The sequence below is a fragment of the Methylobacter sp. genome, from assembly GCF_004322395.1.
Classification (GTDB): domain Bacteria; phylum Pseudomonadota; class Gammaproteobacteria; order Methylococcales; family Methylomonadaceae; genus Methylobacter_A.
In genome coordinates, this window is record NZ_SCTW01000056.1 from 1 (window position 1) to 17,683 (window position 17,683).

The following is a 17,683-nucleotide window of genomic DNA, read 5'->3' on the forward strand; positions in this document are numbered from 1 at the left end:
TTGATCGGTCGCTTAGGTTGGTCAACAGCTTGCCCCGTCCGGAACGTTTTGCGTTTATTAAGCTTAACCACTTTACTAGGCATCGCGGAAACGTTATGAGCGGGGTTACTGATAGGATTCTTCCTTACTGGGTTACTCGCGCCGGTCGCCAGAGGTCGCTCCTAGCTGACGGCATATTTCTGGCGCCGCCCGATAAAAGCATGAATAGTGCGACAGGCCGTTAAATATTTCGGTCGAGGTGCAGCCGGGAATTGCCGATGCCAAATATTCCGCCATAGCGACCGGCGACCAGTTGTCCTCCGCTCCGTGCCAGATATGCGTATTGGCGCCGATGCCGGAAAGCGTGTCTTTCCAAGGCTGGACATAAGCCCTGATGTCTCGCGCATAACCTAGCGCATGACGGGTAAAACACAGTTTCAATATTTTGGTAATAGCGCTTTGAAACTCCCTGCTGGAGGCCAATCTCTTGTCTTCGCCGGCAGCGTTCGCAAACATCATATGAAACACCAGGCTGGGACAAGCTGAAGCAATCAAACCTTGCACGCGGACCAGCAGATGAAATGCAAAAGGATGCTGTTGAGCCAGACGGAAAACGGACTTTCCTGCCGCCATGTCGATTAGATTTCCCGCGTCCAACGGTGCGGGGCTGCAGAAACCAGATGCAGGTTCCGCACATTGCCTCCAATCCGGCGACATACTTGCAGTGCGATAAAGCCTCCCATTGAAAATCCAATCAAATTTACTGCGTTTCCGGCGGCTTTATCAGAAATTTCATCGGCCAGATGCTGATAATAGGCAGCACCTTTCAGACCGGGATCAACTGAGAAACGGTCATAACTGATAAAAGTCAGGTTGTGTTCTTTTCCGTATCGATCAAACACGGCGCATTCTTCAGGCGCGCCGGGAGTACCGTGGAAATAAACCACCAGTTGTCCATCTTCGGCGCCGAATTGGCGATATTCCAATGTACGTTTTGTTAACGGCATAGTGGCGGTACCTTGTGTTTCCAGGGATGCTCCAATTCGAGCTGCGCTGCCAATTGGAACAATAGACGATCATTGCCTTCGGTGGCCATAAACTGGGCGCCATGCGGCAAGCCGTCGTTGCCCCAATACAGCGGCACGGACATGGCGGGCTGCCCTGTCGCATTGGCAATCGGCGTGAAAGGCGTCTGGTACAATGCCTTATGGATGATTACGTCGATAAACGCATTGGAAAACATCTTCTTTGCAAACCCGGTTGCGATCAGCCCGTGCATTAACAGCTTTTCCAGAGCATTGGGATCAAACGCATCCGAACGCAAAGGTGGAGTCGCTACGGTCGGCGTGAGAATCACGTCATAGCGCTGATAAAAATCAGACAACCTATCCGATACCTGCTTCCAAACCGTCAGCGCCTGCTGTACCTGTTCGTCGCGGATGCCGCTGCCGACCATTGCCATAAACCGGGTATTCAACTCAATCGCGAGATTTTGCTGCTCGATATTGAGCAGTTTCGCCACGTTTCCTACATCCCTGGACGTATAACGGAACACAATGGTGATGAACGCGCGCATTAATTCTACACCGTCAAAATTCCAGTCCGATTCTTCGACTTGATGCCCGAGCGCCTCGCAGTGTTTCGCGGCCAATCTTGCGGCATTAATACATTCAGCCTGTACGCCAGTGCCGGTCGGAGCCCGTGTAATGAGTGCAATCCTCAAGCGCTTGGGCGGGCGCGTCACCGCATTGAGATAGGTATGTTGCGCCGGATTGGCAATCGAATAGCCGTGGTCGGTGTGACCGTTTACAAGGTCCAGGTAAGCCGCGCTGTCGCGCACGCTGAGCGTGGAAACATGAGTCACTACCGCTCCGGCCCAAGCGCGAGTCAGGTCTTCGAACTTATTCAGTCCCCTTGATGGCTTGAAACCAAAAATCCCGCAGTACGAGGCCGGCAGGCGAATCGAACCGCCGCCGTCGCTGGAATACGCCATAGGCACAATCCTGGCCGCCACCGCAGCGGAACTGCCGCCGCTGGAACCGCCGGAATTGCGGGTTAAATCCCAAGGATTCTTGGTTTCGCCAAACGCTGCCGTGTTAGTCAGAGCGGATGCGCCCAACTCAGAAGTGCTGGTCTTGCCAAAGGTAATCAGACCGGAAGCATTCAGCCGCTTGGCCATTTCACCGTCTTCGGGCGGTAGATAGTCTTTCATCGCGATGCTGCCGTTCGACATAGGAAAACCGGCGAAAGGCAGCATCAGGTCTTTCACCAAGAAAGGCACACCTGCAAACGGGCTGCTCGTATCCAATTTTTCGATCAATGACTCCGCCAGCGAATCCATCGGCGAAATGACCGCATTGATCATAGGATTAAACTTCGCCAGACGGGCCTTCGCTTCCGCCAATAACTCGTGAGCGGAAACCTCGCGATCCTTGACCAGTTTCGCTAAACCCAATGCATCGAATTTCTCGTAATCGCCGAATTGATTCATTAATCTCTCCTGAGTGCCGGTATTTGGTTTTCTCTCTGTCTTGATCTCAGCCTTGAAGGTGAATTTCATAGGAATGAAAGCAACGCCTGAGGTGTCAACACTTTTTCGGATACAAAGTTAAGGAACGTACACGAAATAACTTGAGCACGTTTTATTTTTAAACCATGAAGCGCATGAAGGGCATGAAGGATTTAAGTCTTCATGTCCTTCATGCGCTTCATGGTAATTGCTTAAGTTAATTTATGCATGTTCCTAAGCAGATTTTAGCTGCATTTCGTAGTCCACTGGCGATAAATAGTTATATTGGCTGACACTAAAGAAACCGAATTCGCACCCTATTGCAGGCTTTGTTATACCTCGGAAGCCTTGTCCTTTATAACCTACGGTTTGAAATCACAGCTCGAAGACAACGTTGTGTCCAGCAATGAGGCATTTCCCTCTAACAGACTGCCTTGAAAATCATTGGTCGATCTGCACTGCATTGATACACAGAGAATGCTTTGTTTGCGCTGGTAGCCGGCCATGTGCGCTAAAACAGCTTCTTTAGTCGTTTTAACTTATTGAAATGTAATGAAATAGATCTATAATCAGCGATGTTGTTTATTCGTTCGCCAATAGCAAACTTTTTACTTCTGCAGGATCTGAACTTACGTACAATTAACTCCCATTCAACACTACTTCAAAAGGTAATCCCGATGAAACATATATATAAATCAACTGCCGCCCTATTGCTGTTGTTACCTATAAGCATGATATGTTCCGCTGCTGAACCGCAAAAAACCGACGAGCCAATGAAAGAAATGGGTATGCATCATGGTATGGGCATGATGGGTGAAATGACTGAAGAACAAAAAAATGAACATTTGCGCGCTATGCAGGAACACATGCTAAAAATGCATGACCTCTCAAATCAGATTTTGTCAGAGAAAGACCCCGCCAAAAAAGAAACGTTAAAAAACCAGCAATTGGAACTCATGAAAGCGCACCATGCTCAAATGATGCAACACCGCCAACAAAAGATGCAAGGACACACAAAGTAAATGTATCGGCGAGGCTGATACTGGGAGCTATAATTTTCAAGGCCGAACAAGCAAGGAACCTTAACCTGGAACCCTCCATCCACTCAGTCCCCAGGCTTTCTGTCTAAGGACGCAATAAAAAATAAAGGATACGATTATGGGCATATTACAAGAGTTTAAAGAATTCGCCGTCAAGGGCAATGCGATCGATATGGCCGTGGGCATTATTGTGGGCGCCGCTTTCGGCAAAGTTATTTCCTCCCTTGTTGCGGATGTATTCATGCCGCCGATTGGCGTATTAATCGGCGGCATGGATTTTACCAAGCTGGCATTTACCCTAAAAGAAGCAGCTGGAAACACTCCTGCCGTAACGCTTAATTACGGCAATTTTATTCAAACACTGGTTGATTTTATGATTATTGCCTTTGTTATTTTTATGGCGATAAAGTTCATCAATAGACTTAAGAAAAAAGAAGCTGCTACAGTCACTCCGGAACCTTCCAATGAAGAACGGCTATTAACCGAAATTCGGGATTTGCTCAAGGAAAGAAAATAATCGGACAGACCCAAGGTAGAGTAGAGGGCAAGTTCCCGCCTGCTCTTTACTCTACCTTATGTTTTAAAGCGCACGGCAGCAAACCGTATATCTCCGCTTGCAAAAGCCCAAGAGGAAATCAGGTTAAATCATCATGGCCGTGGCGGATTGCTGCCGCGAATCCCCTTACAGCGTTAACTATCTTCTCGGCCATAGGCTTTGAAAGTCAAATAAATGCCGATTACACAAACGATCATTATCGATGCAATCAACATCCCGGCGGAGGCATTTTGAACGCTCTGTAGATATAGCTCCGGAACAAACATCCGCAACAAGCCGGCGAGAATTGCGAACCAGCCCACGAGAGTTACGATTACAGGCCAACCGCGAATCCAATGATTATGAGCACGGACAATTGAAAGACCGGCAACAAACAATAAGGTGCCATTGAGATGAATAGCAGGAGCAATATTGGCGGCCCAGATATGAACATTCAACGCTTCGGATATAGTGATCGCAATAAGACTAGGACCGATCAACCCTGCGATATGTTTTGAATTCTCCATTTTTAACCTCCATAGCGTGAGCCATCTACCGTAAAACTAATGACCCCATCTTTGTTTTTTCTTAGGCAAATGCTTCCGACTCTTGTGTCAATATATTTTGCAGCCTTTCAACCGCATTCTCGTGCCGTTCAATCAAACCAACGTATGCATTCAGCCATCTGGTTGATTCATCGCGAAAACGCAAACAGTAACTATCCAATTTCTGACGAGATAAACCTTTCCCATCCCAAACAGCTGCATAACAGATATTACACATTGGCGCGGAAGAACAATATCTGCACCTATTTTCAAGCATGTCTGAAAATTCTTTAGACATATTAAATTTTGCCATGATATAGGAATCAACATCACCGCTATATTGTTCATTCACAGTTTGGCAAACCCCAAAAGACATATCCGAATTGACAAATAGTTTCTGTCCTGAGCGGCATGAAGTGAACCTCTTAGATCCATCAGTCATATTCCCCCTAGACATAATCGGAATAAGAATTCTCTTACAGAAACTAAGCAGGAGGGGATTTGACAAAATATCTTCTAGTTTCTCAAGCTCTGATAATCGTTTTTCCACCCAATAAGATAAATTAAGCTTGATCCTATACATGTCAGACTCAAGCAAAGAGTTATAAGCACTTGCAGTAGCAACAGTAAACCTTTTGTTATAAATTTCCGGATATGTCTCATGAAAATATTTATTTATTTCATCAAAATTATCATCGGTCATAACACAGTTTACAGCCAAGTTAGTCGATGCATATAAAGGAAATGTATCGATCAGGTAACGCAACCATTTATGCGCCCTTTCATGCGAACCCTTGCCGTCATGTGTTGGACGGTTACAGTCGTGTATGTGGCGCGGCCCATCGATACTAGCCATAAGAAAACCATTATTATCGACAAAAAACTTCAATACCTCATGAGACATAACCGTAAAATTACTTGTCGCAGTAAATATTTTTTCCCAGTCCGGACGAGCCTCGGCGAGACCGATAATAATTCTTTTTATATGACTGAAGCGGTATATCGGCTCCCCACCAAAAAAAGATATTTGGGTGTTTTTCAGCATGGAACTAGAGAGAAATGAAATAAGGTCGTCAATTTTCTCTGGTTCTATTGAGCGGCCACTTATTTGGTGATCACGACTTGGGTCATTAGGGTAAACACAATAAGAACACCGTAGATTGCATTTGTCCGTTATATTTATAACAACCTTTGTTAACCCAATATCTTTATCATTCTTCTCTTCGCGTTTATTTTCATGAGCGAATGGCCGATAGATCATATTATCTAAGCCTTCGAATATAACTTCATTGTTTGGGTTATCCGCAATGCAGTTCTGCATAAAATCATATACCTCTTCATCCACCTTAAATAGGCGATCCGAAGCACCGTCAAAAATGTAGTTATAATCAAGAAACTTCCACATACCATCTCTACCTTAATCTAAACCGTCTTTCCTTACGAAGAAGACAAGAGGATTTAGAAAATTCCCTATAATATTTCAGCTAAATCATCCGTAGGTTCCATACATGCACCGCCTTCCGGGCAGCCTGTACGAATTTTCTGAATTACGTTAGCAACATGCTGAACAGTCTTACTCTTGGGCATCGGGAGCGTAATCACAAGCCGATCACCCTCTTGACGCACTTCTGTATTATTAGTCTCATTTGATTTCTCATTCGTCATAATTTTCTCCTCTGTTAAAGTTTCGTAGGTCGGGTATGCTGTGTTTATGCCCGGCATTTCCATTTTTCAATATAGCAACGGTTTTTAGATTTGACCACCCTATTTCATTTTCGGCTGCTAAAATGTCGGGCATGAACACAGCATGCTCGATCTACCGGGCTAATGCACAATGAAAGACCTGAACACCGCTTCTATTTTCAACCCATATTTGAATCTAAGAAACAATAATGACACGTCATAGAAAAATGCGGAAAATAAATAAATTTACATTAGACGCTTTATTAAATTCATTGATGAGGAAAAAACAACATGAATTTACTCGAAAAACTGTTTTCTTACGAACGTTTCGAAATGGATTGGCGGCGTCTGCTGGTGCAAGGCGCGCTTATTGTATTGACCGGCGTTATTCTGGCAATAGCCAGCACACTCAATCCTAATGCTATTGTCCTGACCGCGCGCCATCTTTCCTGGCTTCCGGTCAGCGGCATGGTTATTTTGTCCCTCGGCTTGCTGGAATGTCTCGATGCGGTTCTTTCCAAGGAAACGCGAGATTTTCTCCAAAATCTGCAAGTCGGGGTGCTGGATGCAGTGATCGGCGGCTTGATTATCCTCAGCGTAACCGAAGAACCTTCCCGTTTTAGCATGATGATCGCGGCATTTTTAATTGTACGCGGTATCGTTCGCATTGCGCTGGCTCATGCTTTGCGACTACCCCACACCTTTGCCACGACATTTGGCGGTTTGCTATCGATCGTCATGGGATTTTTAATCTGGATGGAATGGCCTACCGGCGAAGGCTGGTTCATATCCCTATGCCTGAATACCGAAATTGCCATCCGTGGCTGGGCGATGATGACCTTCGCGCTATGGGTGAGAACGCAAAAGGCGGATGAGATTGCGTAGTGTTTTGCCTGCCGCTTTAAATATCAAACGGTAGGCGGAATACACTCATTAACCGATTTATGAATCTCAATCAAAGCAGCGTCGAACTGGCAGCAACTTAAATTAACTGATGTTACGCATAGGCGCATGATAAAAAAGCATCGTCCACGAAAGGCACAAAAAGCACGAAAAAACGATCCCAAAAACACCATCAGCAAAGTCTATCCAGCCGGACGGGAGATTGTTGGTCCGTTCGAAACGTCCCGCCTGTTCAGAACGTTGCCGCTTAGACCTTCCAGGTTTTCAAAACCTGGAAGGTCTGCCGATCAGCTTGTTTCCCGACTAATGCTTTTTCCTTAACTGAATGACCGAATAGAGTCTGGAATAAAATTGTCTCAAGAACCTCGAAAGGGATGTGAAGAATGCCGGATATGACGCCGTCAACGGCGAATCCAGGGCTGATATTTTTCGTGCCTTTCGTGTTTTTCGTGGACAGTGCGTAACATCAGTTAAATTAAAAGTGCCGGGTCTTGAGTTCTTGCATTACGCGTACCTTGGCTCTATACACTATTCACCAGCGCCGTTCTTCCTGTAACAGATCGATCAATTCGATCTTACTCAAAGGACGGCTAACATAGTAGCCCTGAGCCAAATCACAGCCATGGGCGCGCAGGAACTCGAATTGCTCTTTAGTTTCTACGCCTTCAGCGACGACTTCGAGACCGAGCTTTTTACCCAGCGTAATGCTGGCCTCAACGATGGCTGCATCGTTAGTATCGTGGGTCAGGTCACGCACAAAGCTCTGATCGATCTTAAGCGCGTCCAGCGGGAAACGCTTGAGGTAGGACAGCGATGAATAGCCTGTGCCAAAGTCGTCTATGGCAATGCGAACACCCAAAGTCCGTAATTTCTTTAAGGTATCAGCCGCAGCTGCCGGATCCTGCATAACGATATTTTCAGTCACTTCCAGCTCCAGCGCATTCGAGGGCATGTTTTCCTGCTTCATGATACGGCTTATTTTACGTAACAGTCCGGGGTCGTTGAACTGGGAAGCCGACACATTAACGGAAATACGCATGTTGTGAAGCCCCATTTCCTTATACTCGGCGCAGGCTTGGCTCAACATCCATTCTCCCACAGGCATGATCAAACCGGACTCTTCCAGCATCGATACAAAGTCGCCCGGCGATATCAAACCACGTTGCGGATGCTGCCAGCGGATTAGCCCTTCCATGGCGATAATACGGCCGGTGCTAAGCTCTACCTGAGGTTGGTAATAGGCAACAAACTCATTACGCTTAAAAGCCAGACGCAGGTCGGTTTCCAGCGTCAGCAGTTCATGGCTGCGCGCATTCATCTCCGGTGCATAAAAACGGTACTGGTTATGCCCCGCTATGACGGCCCGGTACATGGCCGTGCCGGCATTGCGCAATAATTCTTCGACGTCGGCGCCATCGTTCGGATAGATTGCGATACCGGTACAGAAGGTGATGTAGGCTTCCTGCGCGCCTAATGACATCGGGCGCTCAAAAGCGGAATAAATCTTGCGCAACACGGCTAATACGTTTTCCGAGCGCGGCAAATCGCCCGCTATTACCGCAAACTCGTCGCCGCCGTGGCGGGCAATCGTATCGTTAGGGCGCAAAGCGGCCTTCAGTCTATCGGCAATGTGTTGGAGTAAGGCATCGCCGATCGTATGCCCCATGCTGTCATTGATCCGTTTAAAGTTATCGATATCCAGAAACAATACCGCAACGGAATTATTGGCGTGCCGGGCGCGTTCCACTTCTGCGCTCAACCGGTCCATCAGCAAAATCCGGTTCGGCAGGCCGGTCAGAGTATCGTGGGTAGCCTGATGCTGCAATTCGGCTTCAAAACGTTTACGCTCGGAAATATCGCGGGCAATCGTAGACAAATATTCGACTTTACCGGCTGCGTCGCGATGCACCAGCAGAACTTGCGATACCGGGACTTCTATCTCGTCCATACGCCGCAATGCGGTTTCCCCGGACCAACTGCCTGTACGGTAGGCAATGGGCCATGCTTCGCTCTGCAATTGCTGCTTTATGCGTTCGGGAAACAGCTCTGTTAAACAAAATTTGCTGAGATCCAACTTGGGATCGAAGCCAAGCAAGCGATAGCCGGCATTATTGAGATAATGAAGACAACCATCGGGATCGAGAATCGCGACTAAGTCAGTCGTAGCTTCCAGAATAGCGACCAGCTGGGCGCGCGCTTCATCGGCTTTTACGCGTTCTGTAATATCGCGTCCCGTGGAAACCAGATGGGTCACATGCCCCTGCTCGTCCTTCAAGGGCGCGATGACTTTCTCTTCATAAAACAACTCGCCATTCTTTCTGCGATTGATCAAGGTTCCGCTGAATATTTCGCCCTTGGTCACTGTTTCCCAGATAGCGTGATAAAAAGCCTGATCATGCCGGCCGGATTTCAATAATGAAGGCTTATTACCTATGATCTCATCCCGCCCGTAGCCGGTCATTCGCTCAAAGGCCGGATTGACATACTCAACGAGGCCGTTGGGATCGGTGATAAGGACACTGTCGGCCGCTTGCTCCACTACCAGGGACAGTTTGCGCACCCTTTGTTCGGCCTGACGACGTTGCCTGCGCTGCTGCGCTTCTTCAAGTTCTCGCGCCACAGCCGGCATCAGGCGAGACAGATTACCTTTCATAACGTAGTCTTGGGCGCCGGACTTCATCGCTTTCACAGCCGTATTTTCACCAATCGTACCCGACACAAAGATGAAAGGAAGATCGAGGTCATGCTGCCTGACCACTTCAAGAGCCCGCATACCGCTTAAGTGCGGCATCGTATAATCGGACAGCACAATATCCCAATGCTGTTGCAGTGCTTCGGTTAGGGCCTTTTCGGTATCAACCCGCTGCCAATCGACAGACCTCCCTCCTTCCATCTCCAATTGATCCACTAACAGCAAAGTATCATCTTCAGAGTCTTCAACAATCAGTGTCCGCAATGGCTGTGTCGTATTTATCCGCTTCAGCATAACATCACCTTTTTCTACAATCCGGACAATGGGGTGGCGGTTGATTGAGCATTATCCAGTAAATTCCCAGTTGACCGGCTGCCTGAATGAATTCGTCGAAGTCGACCGGCTTGCGGACATAACTGTTGGCGCCCAGCATATAACCTTTGAGCCTGTCCTCATCTTCATTGGATGAGGTCAACAGCACGACCGGCAGCAATCGGGTTTCATGATTGGCTCGGATTCGACGCAGCACTTCCAGACCATCGATTTTGGGCAACTTCAAATCCAGCAGCACAACCAAAGGCAGATCGTGGGGATCGCGTCCGGCATAAGTCCCCGTGCCAAACAGGTAATCCAATGCGTCGGCGCCGTTGCGCGCCACGATTATAGTATTGTTGATATTATTCTTCTCGAAGGCATGCAAGGTAAGCTCTTCATCATCAGGGTTGTCTTCTACTAAAAGAATGGTCTTACTATTCATAAATTCTCCCGAGCTTCCAATGTAAAATAAAAGGCCGCTCCCTGTTCGACCTCACTTTCGGCCCAAATACGCCCGCCGTGTTTGTGAATAATCCGTTGCGCGGTGGCCAAGCCAATGCCTGTGCCGGGAAATTCGCTGGTCTCGTGCAGGCGCTGGAAAGCGCCGAACAATTTTTCGGCATACGCCATATCGAAGCCCGCGCCATTGTCGCGCACGAAATAGACCGTTTCATCGTCCCGCTTTTGCATGCCGAATTCAATCTGCGCATCCGGCCGTTTGCTGGTGAACTTCCAGGCATTGCCCAGCAGATTGTCCAGCACGATACGTAATAGCCGGGCATCGCCCCAGGCGATTATCCCGGGTTGTATCGTACACTGTAAGACTCGGCTCGGCTCCTGCTTGCGCAATTCATCCATGACCTCGCCTGCAATCGTGCTTAAATCGATGTCTTCGCGCTTTAGTTCAGACCGAGTGATGCGCGACAGTTTGAGCATGTCATCAATCAGCATCGCCATGCGCTGAGCGGCGGCACGTATCCGTTTTAAACGGTCCTGACCCGTGTCATCCAGCTGGTCGGCGTATTCATCAAGCAGGATACGGCTAAAACCGTCCACAGCGCGCAAAGGCGCGCGCAAATCGTGGGAAACTGAATAACTGAAGGCTTCGAGTTCGTGGTTAACCGATTCGAGAACCGTGGCCCGCTCACGCAACGCGGTATTCAGTTGCTGGATATGATGTTCGGTTTCTTTGCGCTCGCTGATATCTTCGATGATGCCGTCATAATAAATATTGCCGGTGCTGTCTTTTTTCATAACGGCGGTAACGGATGCAGAAAACTCGCGATCCTTTAGAGTAACCAGCTGTATCTCTTCGTTATCGACAAATCCCTGCTGATTGATTTTATCGATAAACACTTGCCAGCAGCCCTCATCACGACACAAATCGACTATAGGGTGTGTCTGTAATTGCTCGGCTGACTCTGCTTCGAACATGGCTACTAAGGCTGGATTGATTTCCTGGAAGCATCCGCTCGCCAATGTGTGGCGATAAACGCCAACCCGTAGATTGTTGACAAGCTCTTGATACTTGGCTTGCGCCTCGCGCTGCGCCTGTTCGGATTGCTTGCGGGCCGTGATATCCCGAATAATGCTGATTACGAATAGCTCCTGCCCTATCTTCAATGGGCTTAAGTTGATCTCTACCGGTAATTCGCTGCCATCCTTGCGTCGGCCATACAGATTGAGGTCTACTCCACTTGGACGAACTACCGGGTTCGCCGTATAAGCTTTTCGATAGCTCTGGTGGTGTGTACGAAAACGCTCTGGTATCAACAATTCGACCGGTTGACCGAGCAGTTCGTCGCGGGTATAGCCGAACCATTTTTCGGTCTGCGCATTGATCAATACGATGTTCCCTTCCTCATTGACGATGACAATGGCGTCGGGCGCCGATTCAAGCAACACTCGGAAGCGGGCTTCGCTGGCGCGGCGTTCTTCTTCAGCTTGTTTGCGCACCGTAATATCACGGATGATGCTGGTCACGAGTTTTTCATTTTTCGTCTGCAGCGGGCTCAGATTGATCTCCACTGGGAAATTGCTGCCATCCTTGCGCCGGGCATATAATTCGAGACCTACTCCCATCGGACGAACGACCGGGTTCTTCGTATAAGCTTGTCGATAGTTCTGGTGGTTTACTTGAAAACGCTCAGGTATCAACAATTCGACCGGTTGATCGAGCAGCTCGTCGCGGGCATAGCCGAACCATTTTTCGGTCTGCGCATTGATCAATACGATGCGCCCTTGTTCATTGACCATGACAATGGCGTCGGGCGCCGATTCGATCAACCCGCGGAAACGAGCCTCGCTGGCGCTCACTTCCTCTTCTATCTGCCGTCGCCGCATGCGGTGGTGAGCAATGAGCCAGCTGACTACGCCTGATAGTAGAAATAATTCTATGAATGCAAGTATCCTGATTTGTATTACGTTTCTCGCAAAGAATTTTTCAGACGGTACACGGGCAACTAATAGCCAGCGCTCATCGCCGCTAACAACGCTTTCGCGGATATCTCCGAATAGCGCTTTCGGCAAAATTTCGCCGTAAGTAAACAAATCGCCGTTGATCATGAACTGCTGTCGCTCGGGGTGTTCAATAATAGAGGACCAAGCCTCGCCATAGTCGTCGGCGAAAAATCTATTCTTGCGGTCCGGGTACATGAAGCTCCATTCGTCTTCAGGGCGATCGCCTATCAGCCAATGACCTTTGGCGTTCAGTAGCCACAGGCTGCCAATACTTTGCTGGGAAATAGTCCGAAGCCGGTCGATCAGCCGTTGCCCCCGATAATTAAGCAGGATAATGCCGCGTTTTTGTCCGTGTTGATCGAATACCGGTGTACCGAATCGGATCACGGGCTTGATCGGCTGCTCGATCTTATCGTGTTCAATGGCTAGATCGAATGGAGAAATATAGATAAAGTCCTTATTCAGGGTCAGCGCCTGCTCCACAAAATAGAGGTTGGACCTGTCCTGCAATTTTCTCGTCGGCACAATGACCGGCTGCCGCTGGTTCCGATCAATACGTACCTTTTCCTGTCCATGTTCATCCAGAAACAAGATACGATCATAGAGCTCCCGATATTTAACGAAGGTAAGCAAATCGCCGCTCAAACGGTCAAAATTCTGGGGGGATTCTTTTTCGAGCCAGTCATGCAACACCGGCTGATCTCTTAGATAAAACAAATCGTCGTGCACTATACGCAATTCTTCGGCGACGAATTGACTGCTCACTTTTATAGCCTGCCGCTCTTCATCGCCTATGAAGGCCAGCATTGATTTTTCTTGGGCTTTATAGATGCTCCAAAAGGCGGTAGCCAAGGCCAGCGTCAGCAGCATCCATATTAGAATGAACTGGCGGATTATTAACTGGCGTTGCTGATCTGTGTTTGAGCTAAAAAACTTACCATTCATAGTGGCTGCCACCATTTCAGTTTATCGTTTTTCACATCATGCTAAATCAGTGCAAGGATTTTTTCATACACCTGGGTGAAACTTATACTTTATTAAGGTTTATTGCAAATCTTGTGGTTATCGATACATCTACAGTCATTGTTGAATCAGCTTGGCAATAAGCACTTCTGATTTATCTTGCAGGGCTGGGATTCGTTCAATTGCTTGTTTTCTGAAGCATAACCAGTCACACAGTATTTGTACTGATGTTTTCTCCCCTCCTTTCACTATAAGATAACTCGACTCAACCTATATAAAGCCTCAATAGCGGGCTAAATACGCTTCAAGAGAAAGATATGGGGGTTAATCATGAACGCTATGAACGATGCGCCTGAAACGGGAATCCCTCCCTTTGTATTGAAAGATTGTGCATTGATCGCAATTGCCACCAACAAGCGCGCCAGCACTTTAAAAGAGTTTCGCTATCATCTCGATAACCTGAGCCCGGACAGCCTGTATTACCATTTTTGGGCGAATTTGTTATTGCCGCGTTTTGAAGAACGCGAGTACATCAACGATTTTGCCAGTTGGGTGCGTCATGGTCTTTCCGATACAAAACTGGCTGAACAATTGGCCGTCCTTGACCCTACCTCATTCAGCGATATGGAAGAGTTACGCTACCACTTACTGGAATATATAGACGATCGTCTGGAAGAAAGCGAGTATTTGCAATGGATGTATGCCGTGCAACGGTTCGAATTCATTCGTTCGCAAATTGTCGTATTTAACACGCGTACCGAGCTAAACGAACCGCGTGAGATGCTGGATCTGATTTCTACAATGTCGGTAAGCAGCATTTTTTACCATTTTATCGATGCCCGCCGCCGCACGTTGAACAAAGTCGATGACTTTCGTCAATGGTTGGCTTTTTTTGGTGAAAGCTATCAGCCTTTAATTGACCAGCTAACGGGTATTGATCCTTATTTCAGTACCTTGGTCGAACTACGTCAGCAACTGGCTACGACTTTTCAAAATTATTTTGCGGAGCGAGTGTCATGACAACGATGTTAGAGACTTATTCAACGGTAACCGGCGCGGATGTGATTCGGCATCTGCAACAACTGGCGGAACTGTTGAAAGGCAAAACTGTGGTTCATGTTAATTCCACCCGCGTCGGCGGAGGCGTTGCCGAGATATTGGACAAACTGGTGCCGCTTACCCGGGAACTGGGCATCGACACGCGCTGGGAGGTCATTACCGGGGATAGCGATTTTTACCAGTGTACAAAAGGCATGCATAACGCAATACAGGGTAACAGGATCACGATTCCCGATGCATTGCTGAATCATTTTCTGGAAGTGAACGAGCAAAATGCCAACCAATTGCGCGCCGTTCTGGAAGAAGCGGACTTTGTCTTTATTCACGATCCGCAACCTGTTGCACTGTTAAAGTATTGTACTAATAGAAAAGGCAAGTGGATCTGGCGCTGCCATATCGACGCCAGCCATCCGCATCGTAGAACCTGGCGGTTTTTAGACCGGTTTGTTCGTGACTACGAGGCCAGCATTTTTTCACTACCGCAGTTTGTGCAAATGCTGCCGCATTCTTCCTATATTATTCCGCCCAGCATCGACCCGTTGAGCGATAAAAATGTCGACTTGACTCAAGACGAGTTGGACGCGGTGCAAGCACGCTTCAGCATAGATCGCGATGCGCCAATGATCGCGCAAATCTCGCGCTTTGACCGGTTTAAAGATCCGGTAGGCGTTATAGAAGCCTATAAACTGGCCAAGAAGTACATTCCCACCTTGCAACTGGTGCTGGCAGGCGGAAGCGCAACCGACGATCCTGAAGGCGAAGTCGTGCTTGATGAAGTGCGTAATGCAGCGGGCGACGATCCCAATATCAAAGTCCTGCAATTGCCGCCCGACGCCCACCGCACCATTAACGCATTACAACGGCTCGCGGATATTGTCCTGCAAAAATCCACTAAAGAGGGTTTCGGCCTTACCGTAACCGAAGCGCTGTGGAAAGGTAAGCCGGTTATCGGCGGCGACACCGGCGGCATTCGTTTGCAGGTGATTAATTTCCACACCGGGTTTCTAGTCAACACACCGGAAGGCGCAGCATTGCGTATTCGGTATCTGTTTAATCAAAAGCAAAAAATGCTGGAAATGGGTGTTAAATCCAAAGAATTCATCCGCGAAAACTTCCTGTTAACCCGTCAATTGCGCGAATACCTGACTTTAATGGTATCGCTACAACATGGCGCAGTCGATCGCATCGAATTAAGTTGAGCCCCGGGCATGCCAACCGTACATCGAAGCCATGCCATGCCTTTCGGAACTCATCTGCGGGATGATGGCAAGGTTACCTTCAGATTATGGGCGCCTGGAGCCGACAAGGTTGAATTAAGCCTGCAAGGCAGCGCGCCTGAAATCAGGTTACTAATGACGCCTGAAGCCAACGGTTGGTATGGCATTACTACCGAACTGGCCGGTATCGGCTTTTATTACCAGTACCTGATCAACGGCAAACATTATGTTCCCGATCCTGCCTCCCGCTATCAACCTGAGGATGTTCACGGTTCCAGCCAGGTTATCGATCCTAATGATTGGCAATGGCAGGATCGTGACTGGAAAGGCCGGCCTTGGGAAGAGGCGGTGTTTTACGAACTGCATGTCGGCACTTTTACTGAAGAAGGCACTTTTGCAGGGGTGAAAAAACGCCTGGATTATCTAGCCGATTTGGGCGTGACCGCAATACAGTTAATGTCTATTGCCGACTTTCCGGGCCAACGTAATTGGGGCTATGACGGCGTGTTGCCGTTTGCGCCCGATAGCAACTACGGTACGCCCGATGAGCTTAAAGACCTGATTGCAACCGCGCATGCCAAGGGCCTGATGGTTTTTAACGATGTGGTTTACAGCCATTTCGGCCCGGAGGGCAATTACTTGCATCTGTATGCGCCGGCATTTTTCACAGATCGTTTCCATACGCCATGGGGCGATGCGATTAATTTCGAGCATCACTGGGTGCGCTGGTTTTTTATCCATAATGCGCTGTATTGGCTCGAAGAATATCATTTCGACGGTTTGCGCTTCGATGCGATACACGCCATTTTCGATGACTCATCGCCGGATTTTCTGGAAGAGCTAGCCGAAGCCGTCCGCTTGGGGCCGGGATATGATCGCGCTGTCTATTTAGTGCTGGAAAACGACAATAATGCCGCCTGTTATTTAAGGCGCGATCCATCGTTGCCGCATCGTTATTTCGATGCGCAATGGAATGACGATCTGCATCATGTGTTGCATGTGCTGTTAACAGGCGAAACCACCGGCTACTACCAGGATTATAGTCAACAACCTCTGCGCCATCTGGGCCGCTGTTTAACCGAAGGTTTTGCTTATCAGGGCGAGCTATCCGCTTATCAGGACAGCAAACAGCGAGGCGAACCTTGCTCGGATTTGCCACTGACAGCCTTTGTATCCTTTTTACAGAATCATGACCAGGTCGGTAACCGGGCCTTAGGCGAGCGCATCTCAAACCTTTGCAATCCGGACGCTTTGAGCGCGGCGACAGCGATCTTATTGCTGTCGCCGTCGCTTCCGTTGTTGTTCATGGGACAAGAATGGGCCTGTAGTCAGCCGTTTACCTATTTTGTAGATTTTCCCGACGATCTGGGCGATGAAGTCAACTTGGGCCGATTGCAGGAATTTGCCAAGTTTTCGGAGTTTAACGATCCTGAATCACGGTTAAAAATACCTTTGCCTAATACAGTTCAAACCTACCAAGCAGCTAAATTGGCATGGGATGAAGTAGACCGGGAATCGCATCGACAATGGCTCGACTATCATCGGGAATTATTGCGTATTCGCAATCGTCATATTGCCCCAAGAATAAAGGGGATAGTCGTCGGACAAGCGCATTATCGGCTTTTCGCCGATAGCGCATTAACCGTGCAATGGCGGTTAAACGACGGTTCGACTTTAACGCTGGCGGCAAATCTTGGCAATGACCCGGCAAAGGTTGAGTGCTCTTGTGATGGAGAGGTGTTGTTTGTCAGTGATTCGGATGTCGATAAAAACCTGCGCCAAG

At 48.2% G+C, this 17,683-nt stretch carries 15 protein-coding genes; 6 read left to right on the forward strand and 9 right to left on the reverse strand.

Annotation, left to right across the window (positions count from 1 at the left end):
* Positions 1-132: 132 nt before the first annotated feature.
* From EPO18_RS08305 to EPO18_RS08315, 3 genes are read right to left on the reverse strand one after another with little or no spacing between them, the layout of a single operon-like run.
* On the reverse strand, positions 133-612 hold the full coding sequence (locus EPO18_RS08305) for an alpha/beta fold hydrolase (RefSeq protein ID WP_292432893.1): 480 nt from the start codon (positions 610-612) through the stop codon (positions 133-135).
* 5 nt (positions 613-617) lie between these two features.
* Positions 618-986, reverse strand: coding sequence for an alpha/beta fold hydrolase (locus tag EPO18_RS08310; protein ID WP_292432894.1), 369 nt, complete (start codon positions 984-986; stop codon positions 618-620).
* On the reverse strand, positions 977-2,470 hold the full coding sequence (locus EPO18_RS08315) for an amidase (protein ID WP_292432895.1): 1,494 nt from the start codon (positions 2,468-2,470) through the stop codon (positions 977-979). Before EPO18_RS08315 ends, EPO18_RS08310 begins: the two co-directional genes overlap by 10 nt.
* Positions 2,471-3,165: 695 nt before the next feature.
* On the opposite strand from EPO18_RS08315, the gene EPO18_RS08325 reads away from it, so the two are divergent.
* Both EPO18_RS08325 and mscL read left to right on the forward strand, forming a co-directional pair.
* Positions 3,166-3,510: a hypothetical protein gene (locus tag EPO18_RS08325; RefSeq protein WP_292432896.1), complete on the forward strand. Its 345-nt coding sequence runs from the start codon at positions 3,166-3,168 to the stop codon at positions 3,508-3,510.
* A 136-nt stretch (positions 3,511-3,646) separates the two neighbouring features.
* Complete coding sequence (mscL, locus tag EPO18_RS08330; protein ID WP_292432897.1) at positions 3,647-4,045, forward strand: large-conductance mechanosensitive channel protein MscL; 399 nt, start codon at positions 3,647-3,649, stop codon at positions 4,043-4,045.
* Between the two features lie 173 nt (positions 4,046-4,218).
* Here mscL and EPO18_RS08335 read toward each other — a convergent pair whose 3' ends face one another.
* The 3 genes from EPO18_RS08335 to EPO18_RS08345 form a co-directional block, all read right to left on the reverse strand.
* Positions 4,219-4,590: a hypothetical protein gene (locus tag EPO18_RS08335; RefSeq protein WP_292432898.1), complete on the reverse strand. Its 372-nt coding sequence runs from the start codon at positions 4,588-4,590 to the stop codon at positions 4,219-4,221.
* 61 nt (positions 4,591-4,651) lie between these two features.
* Complete coding sequence (locus EPO18_RS08340; protein WP_292432899.1) at positions 4,652-6,013, reverse strand: radical SAM protein; 1,362 nt, start codon at positions 6,011-6,013, stop codon at positions 4,652-4,654.
* A 65-nt stretch (positions 6,014-6,078) separates the two neighbouring features.
* Entirely contained in the window at positions 6,079-6,273 is a 195-nt protein-coding gene (locus tag EPO18_RS08345; RefSeq protein ID WP_292432900.1) for a hypothetical protein, read from the reverse strand.
* A 309-nt stretch (positions 6,274-6,582) separates the two neighbouring features.
* Between EPO18_RS08345 and EPO18_RS08350 the strand changes: the two genes are divergently transcribed.
* Positions 6,583-7,176 carry a hypothetical protein gene (locus EPO18_RS08350; protein ID WP_292432901.1) on the forward strand — a complete coding sequence of 198 codons (594 nt, stop codon included), beginning with the start codon at positions 6,583-6,585 and terminating at the stop codon, positions 7,174-7,176.
* 550 nt (positions 7,177-7,726) lie between these two features.
* Here the strand turns inward: EPO18_RS08350 and EPO18_RS08355 are convergent.
* From EPO18_RS08355 to EPO18_RS08365, 3 genes are read right to left on the reverse strand one after another with little or no spacing between them, the layout of a single operon-like run.
* Positions 7,727-10,180 carry an EAL domain-containing protein gene (locus EPO18_RS08355; protein ID WP_292432902.1) on the reverse strand — a complete coding sequence of 818 codons (2,454 nt, stop codon included), beginning with the start codon at positions 10,178-10,180 and terminating at the stop codon, positions 7,727-7,729.
* A gap of 4 nt (positions 10,181-10,184) precedes the next feature.
* Positions 10,185-10,643, reverse strand: a complete 459-nt coding sequence (locus EPO18_RS08360; RefSeq protein WP_292432903.1) for a response regulator — start codon at positions 10,641-10,643, stop codon at positions 10,185-10,187.
* Positions 10,640-13,606: a PAS domain S-box protein gene (locus EPO18_RS08365; RefSeq protein WP_292432904.1), complete on the reverse strand. Its 2,967-nt coding sequence runs from the start codon at positions 13,604-13,606 to the stop codon at positions 10,640-10,642. Before EPO18_RS08365 ends, EPO18_RS08360 begins: the two co-directional genes overlap by 4 nt.
* Before the next feature lie 348 nt (positions 13,607-13,954).
* Between EPO18_RS08365 and EPO18_RS08370 the strand changes: the two genes are divergently transcribed.
* The 3 genes from EPO18_RS08370 to treZ form a co-directional block, all read left to right on the forward strand.
* Positions 13,955-14,644 (forward strand): DUF5752 family protein, encoded by a 690-nt coding sequence (locus EPO18_RS08370; protein WP_292432905.1) that lies wholly within the window; start codon positions 13,955-13,957, stop codon positions 14,642-14,644.
* Positions 14,641-15,882, forward strand: coding sequence for a glycosyltransferase (locus EPO18_RS08375; RefSeq protein ID WP_292432906.1), 1,242 nt, complete (start codon positions 14,641-14,643; stop codon positions 15,880-15,882). Before EPO18_RS08370 ends, EPO18_RS08375 begins: the two co-directional genes overlap by 4 nt.
* A 9-nt stretch (positions 15,883-15,891) precedes the next feature.
* A partial coding sequence (treZ, locus tag EPO18_RS08380; RefSeq protein ID WP_292432907.1) for a malto-oligosyltrehalose trehalohydrolase occupies positions 15,892-17,683 on the forward strand: 1,792 nt, incomplete at its 3' end.

Coding starts and splice junctions, on each gene's coding strand:
- EPO18_RS08355 (WP_292432902.1), bottom strand. CDS start 10,180: ATGCTGAAGCGGATAAATACGACACAGCCATTGCGGACACTGATTGTT.
- EPO18_RS08345 (WP_292432900.1), bottom strand. CDS start 6,273: ATGACGAATGAGAAATCAAATGAGACTAATAATACAGAAGTGCGTCAA.
- EPO18_RS08310 (WP_292432894.1), bottom strand. CDS start 986: ATGCCGTTAACAAAACGTACATTGGAATATCGCCAATTCGGCGCCGAA.
- EPO18_RS08335 (WP_292432898.1), bottom strand. CDS start 4,590: ATGGAGAATTCAAAACATATCGCAGGGTTGATCGGTCCTAGTCTTATT.
- EPO18_RS08370 (WP_292432905.1), top strand. CDS start 13,955: ATGAACGCTATGAACGATGCGCCTGAAACGGGAATCCCTCCCTTTGTA.
- EPO18_RS08375 (WP_292432906.1), top strand. CDS start 14,641: ATGACAACGATGTTAGAGACTTATTCAACGGTAACCGGCGCGGATGTG.
- EPO18_RS08325 (WP_292432896.1), top strand. CDS start 3,166: ATGAAACATATATATAAATCAACTGCCGCCCTATTGCTGTTGTTACCT.
- EPO18_RS08305 (WP_292432893.1), bottom strand. CDS start 612: ATGGCGGCAGGAAAGTCCGTTTTCCGTCTGGCTCAACAGCATCCTTTT.
- EPO18_RS08360 (WP_292432903.1), bottom strand. CDS start 10,643: ATGAATAGTAAGACCATTCTTTTAGTAGAAGACAACCCTGATGATGAA.
- mscL (WP_292432897.1), top strand. CDS start 3,647: ATGGGCATATTACAAGAGTTTAAAGAATTCGCCGTCAAGGGCAATGCG.
- EPO18_RS08350 (WP_292432901.1), top strand. CDS start 6,583: ATGAATTTACTCGAAAAACTGTTTTCTTACGAACGTTTCGAAATGGAT.
- EPO18_RS08340 (WP_292432899.1), bottom strand. CDS start 6,013: ATGTGGAAGTTTCTTGATTATAACTACATTTTTGACGGTGCTTCGGAT.
- EPO18_RS08365 (WP_292432904.1), bottom strand. CDS start 13,606: ATGAATGGTAAGTTTTTTAGCTCAAACACAGATCAGCAACGCCAGTTA.
- EPO18_RS08315 (WP_292432895.1), bottom strand. CDS start 2,470: ATGAATCAATTCGGCGATTACGAGAAATTCGATGCATTGGGTTTAGCG.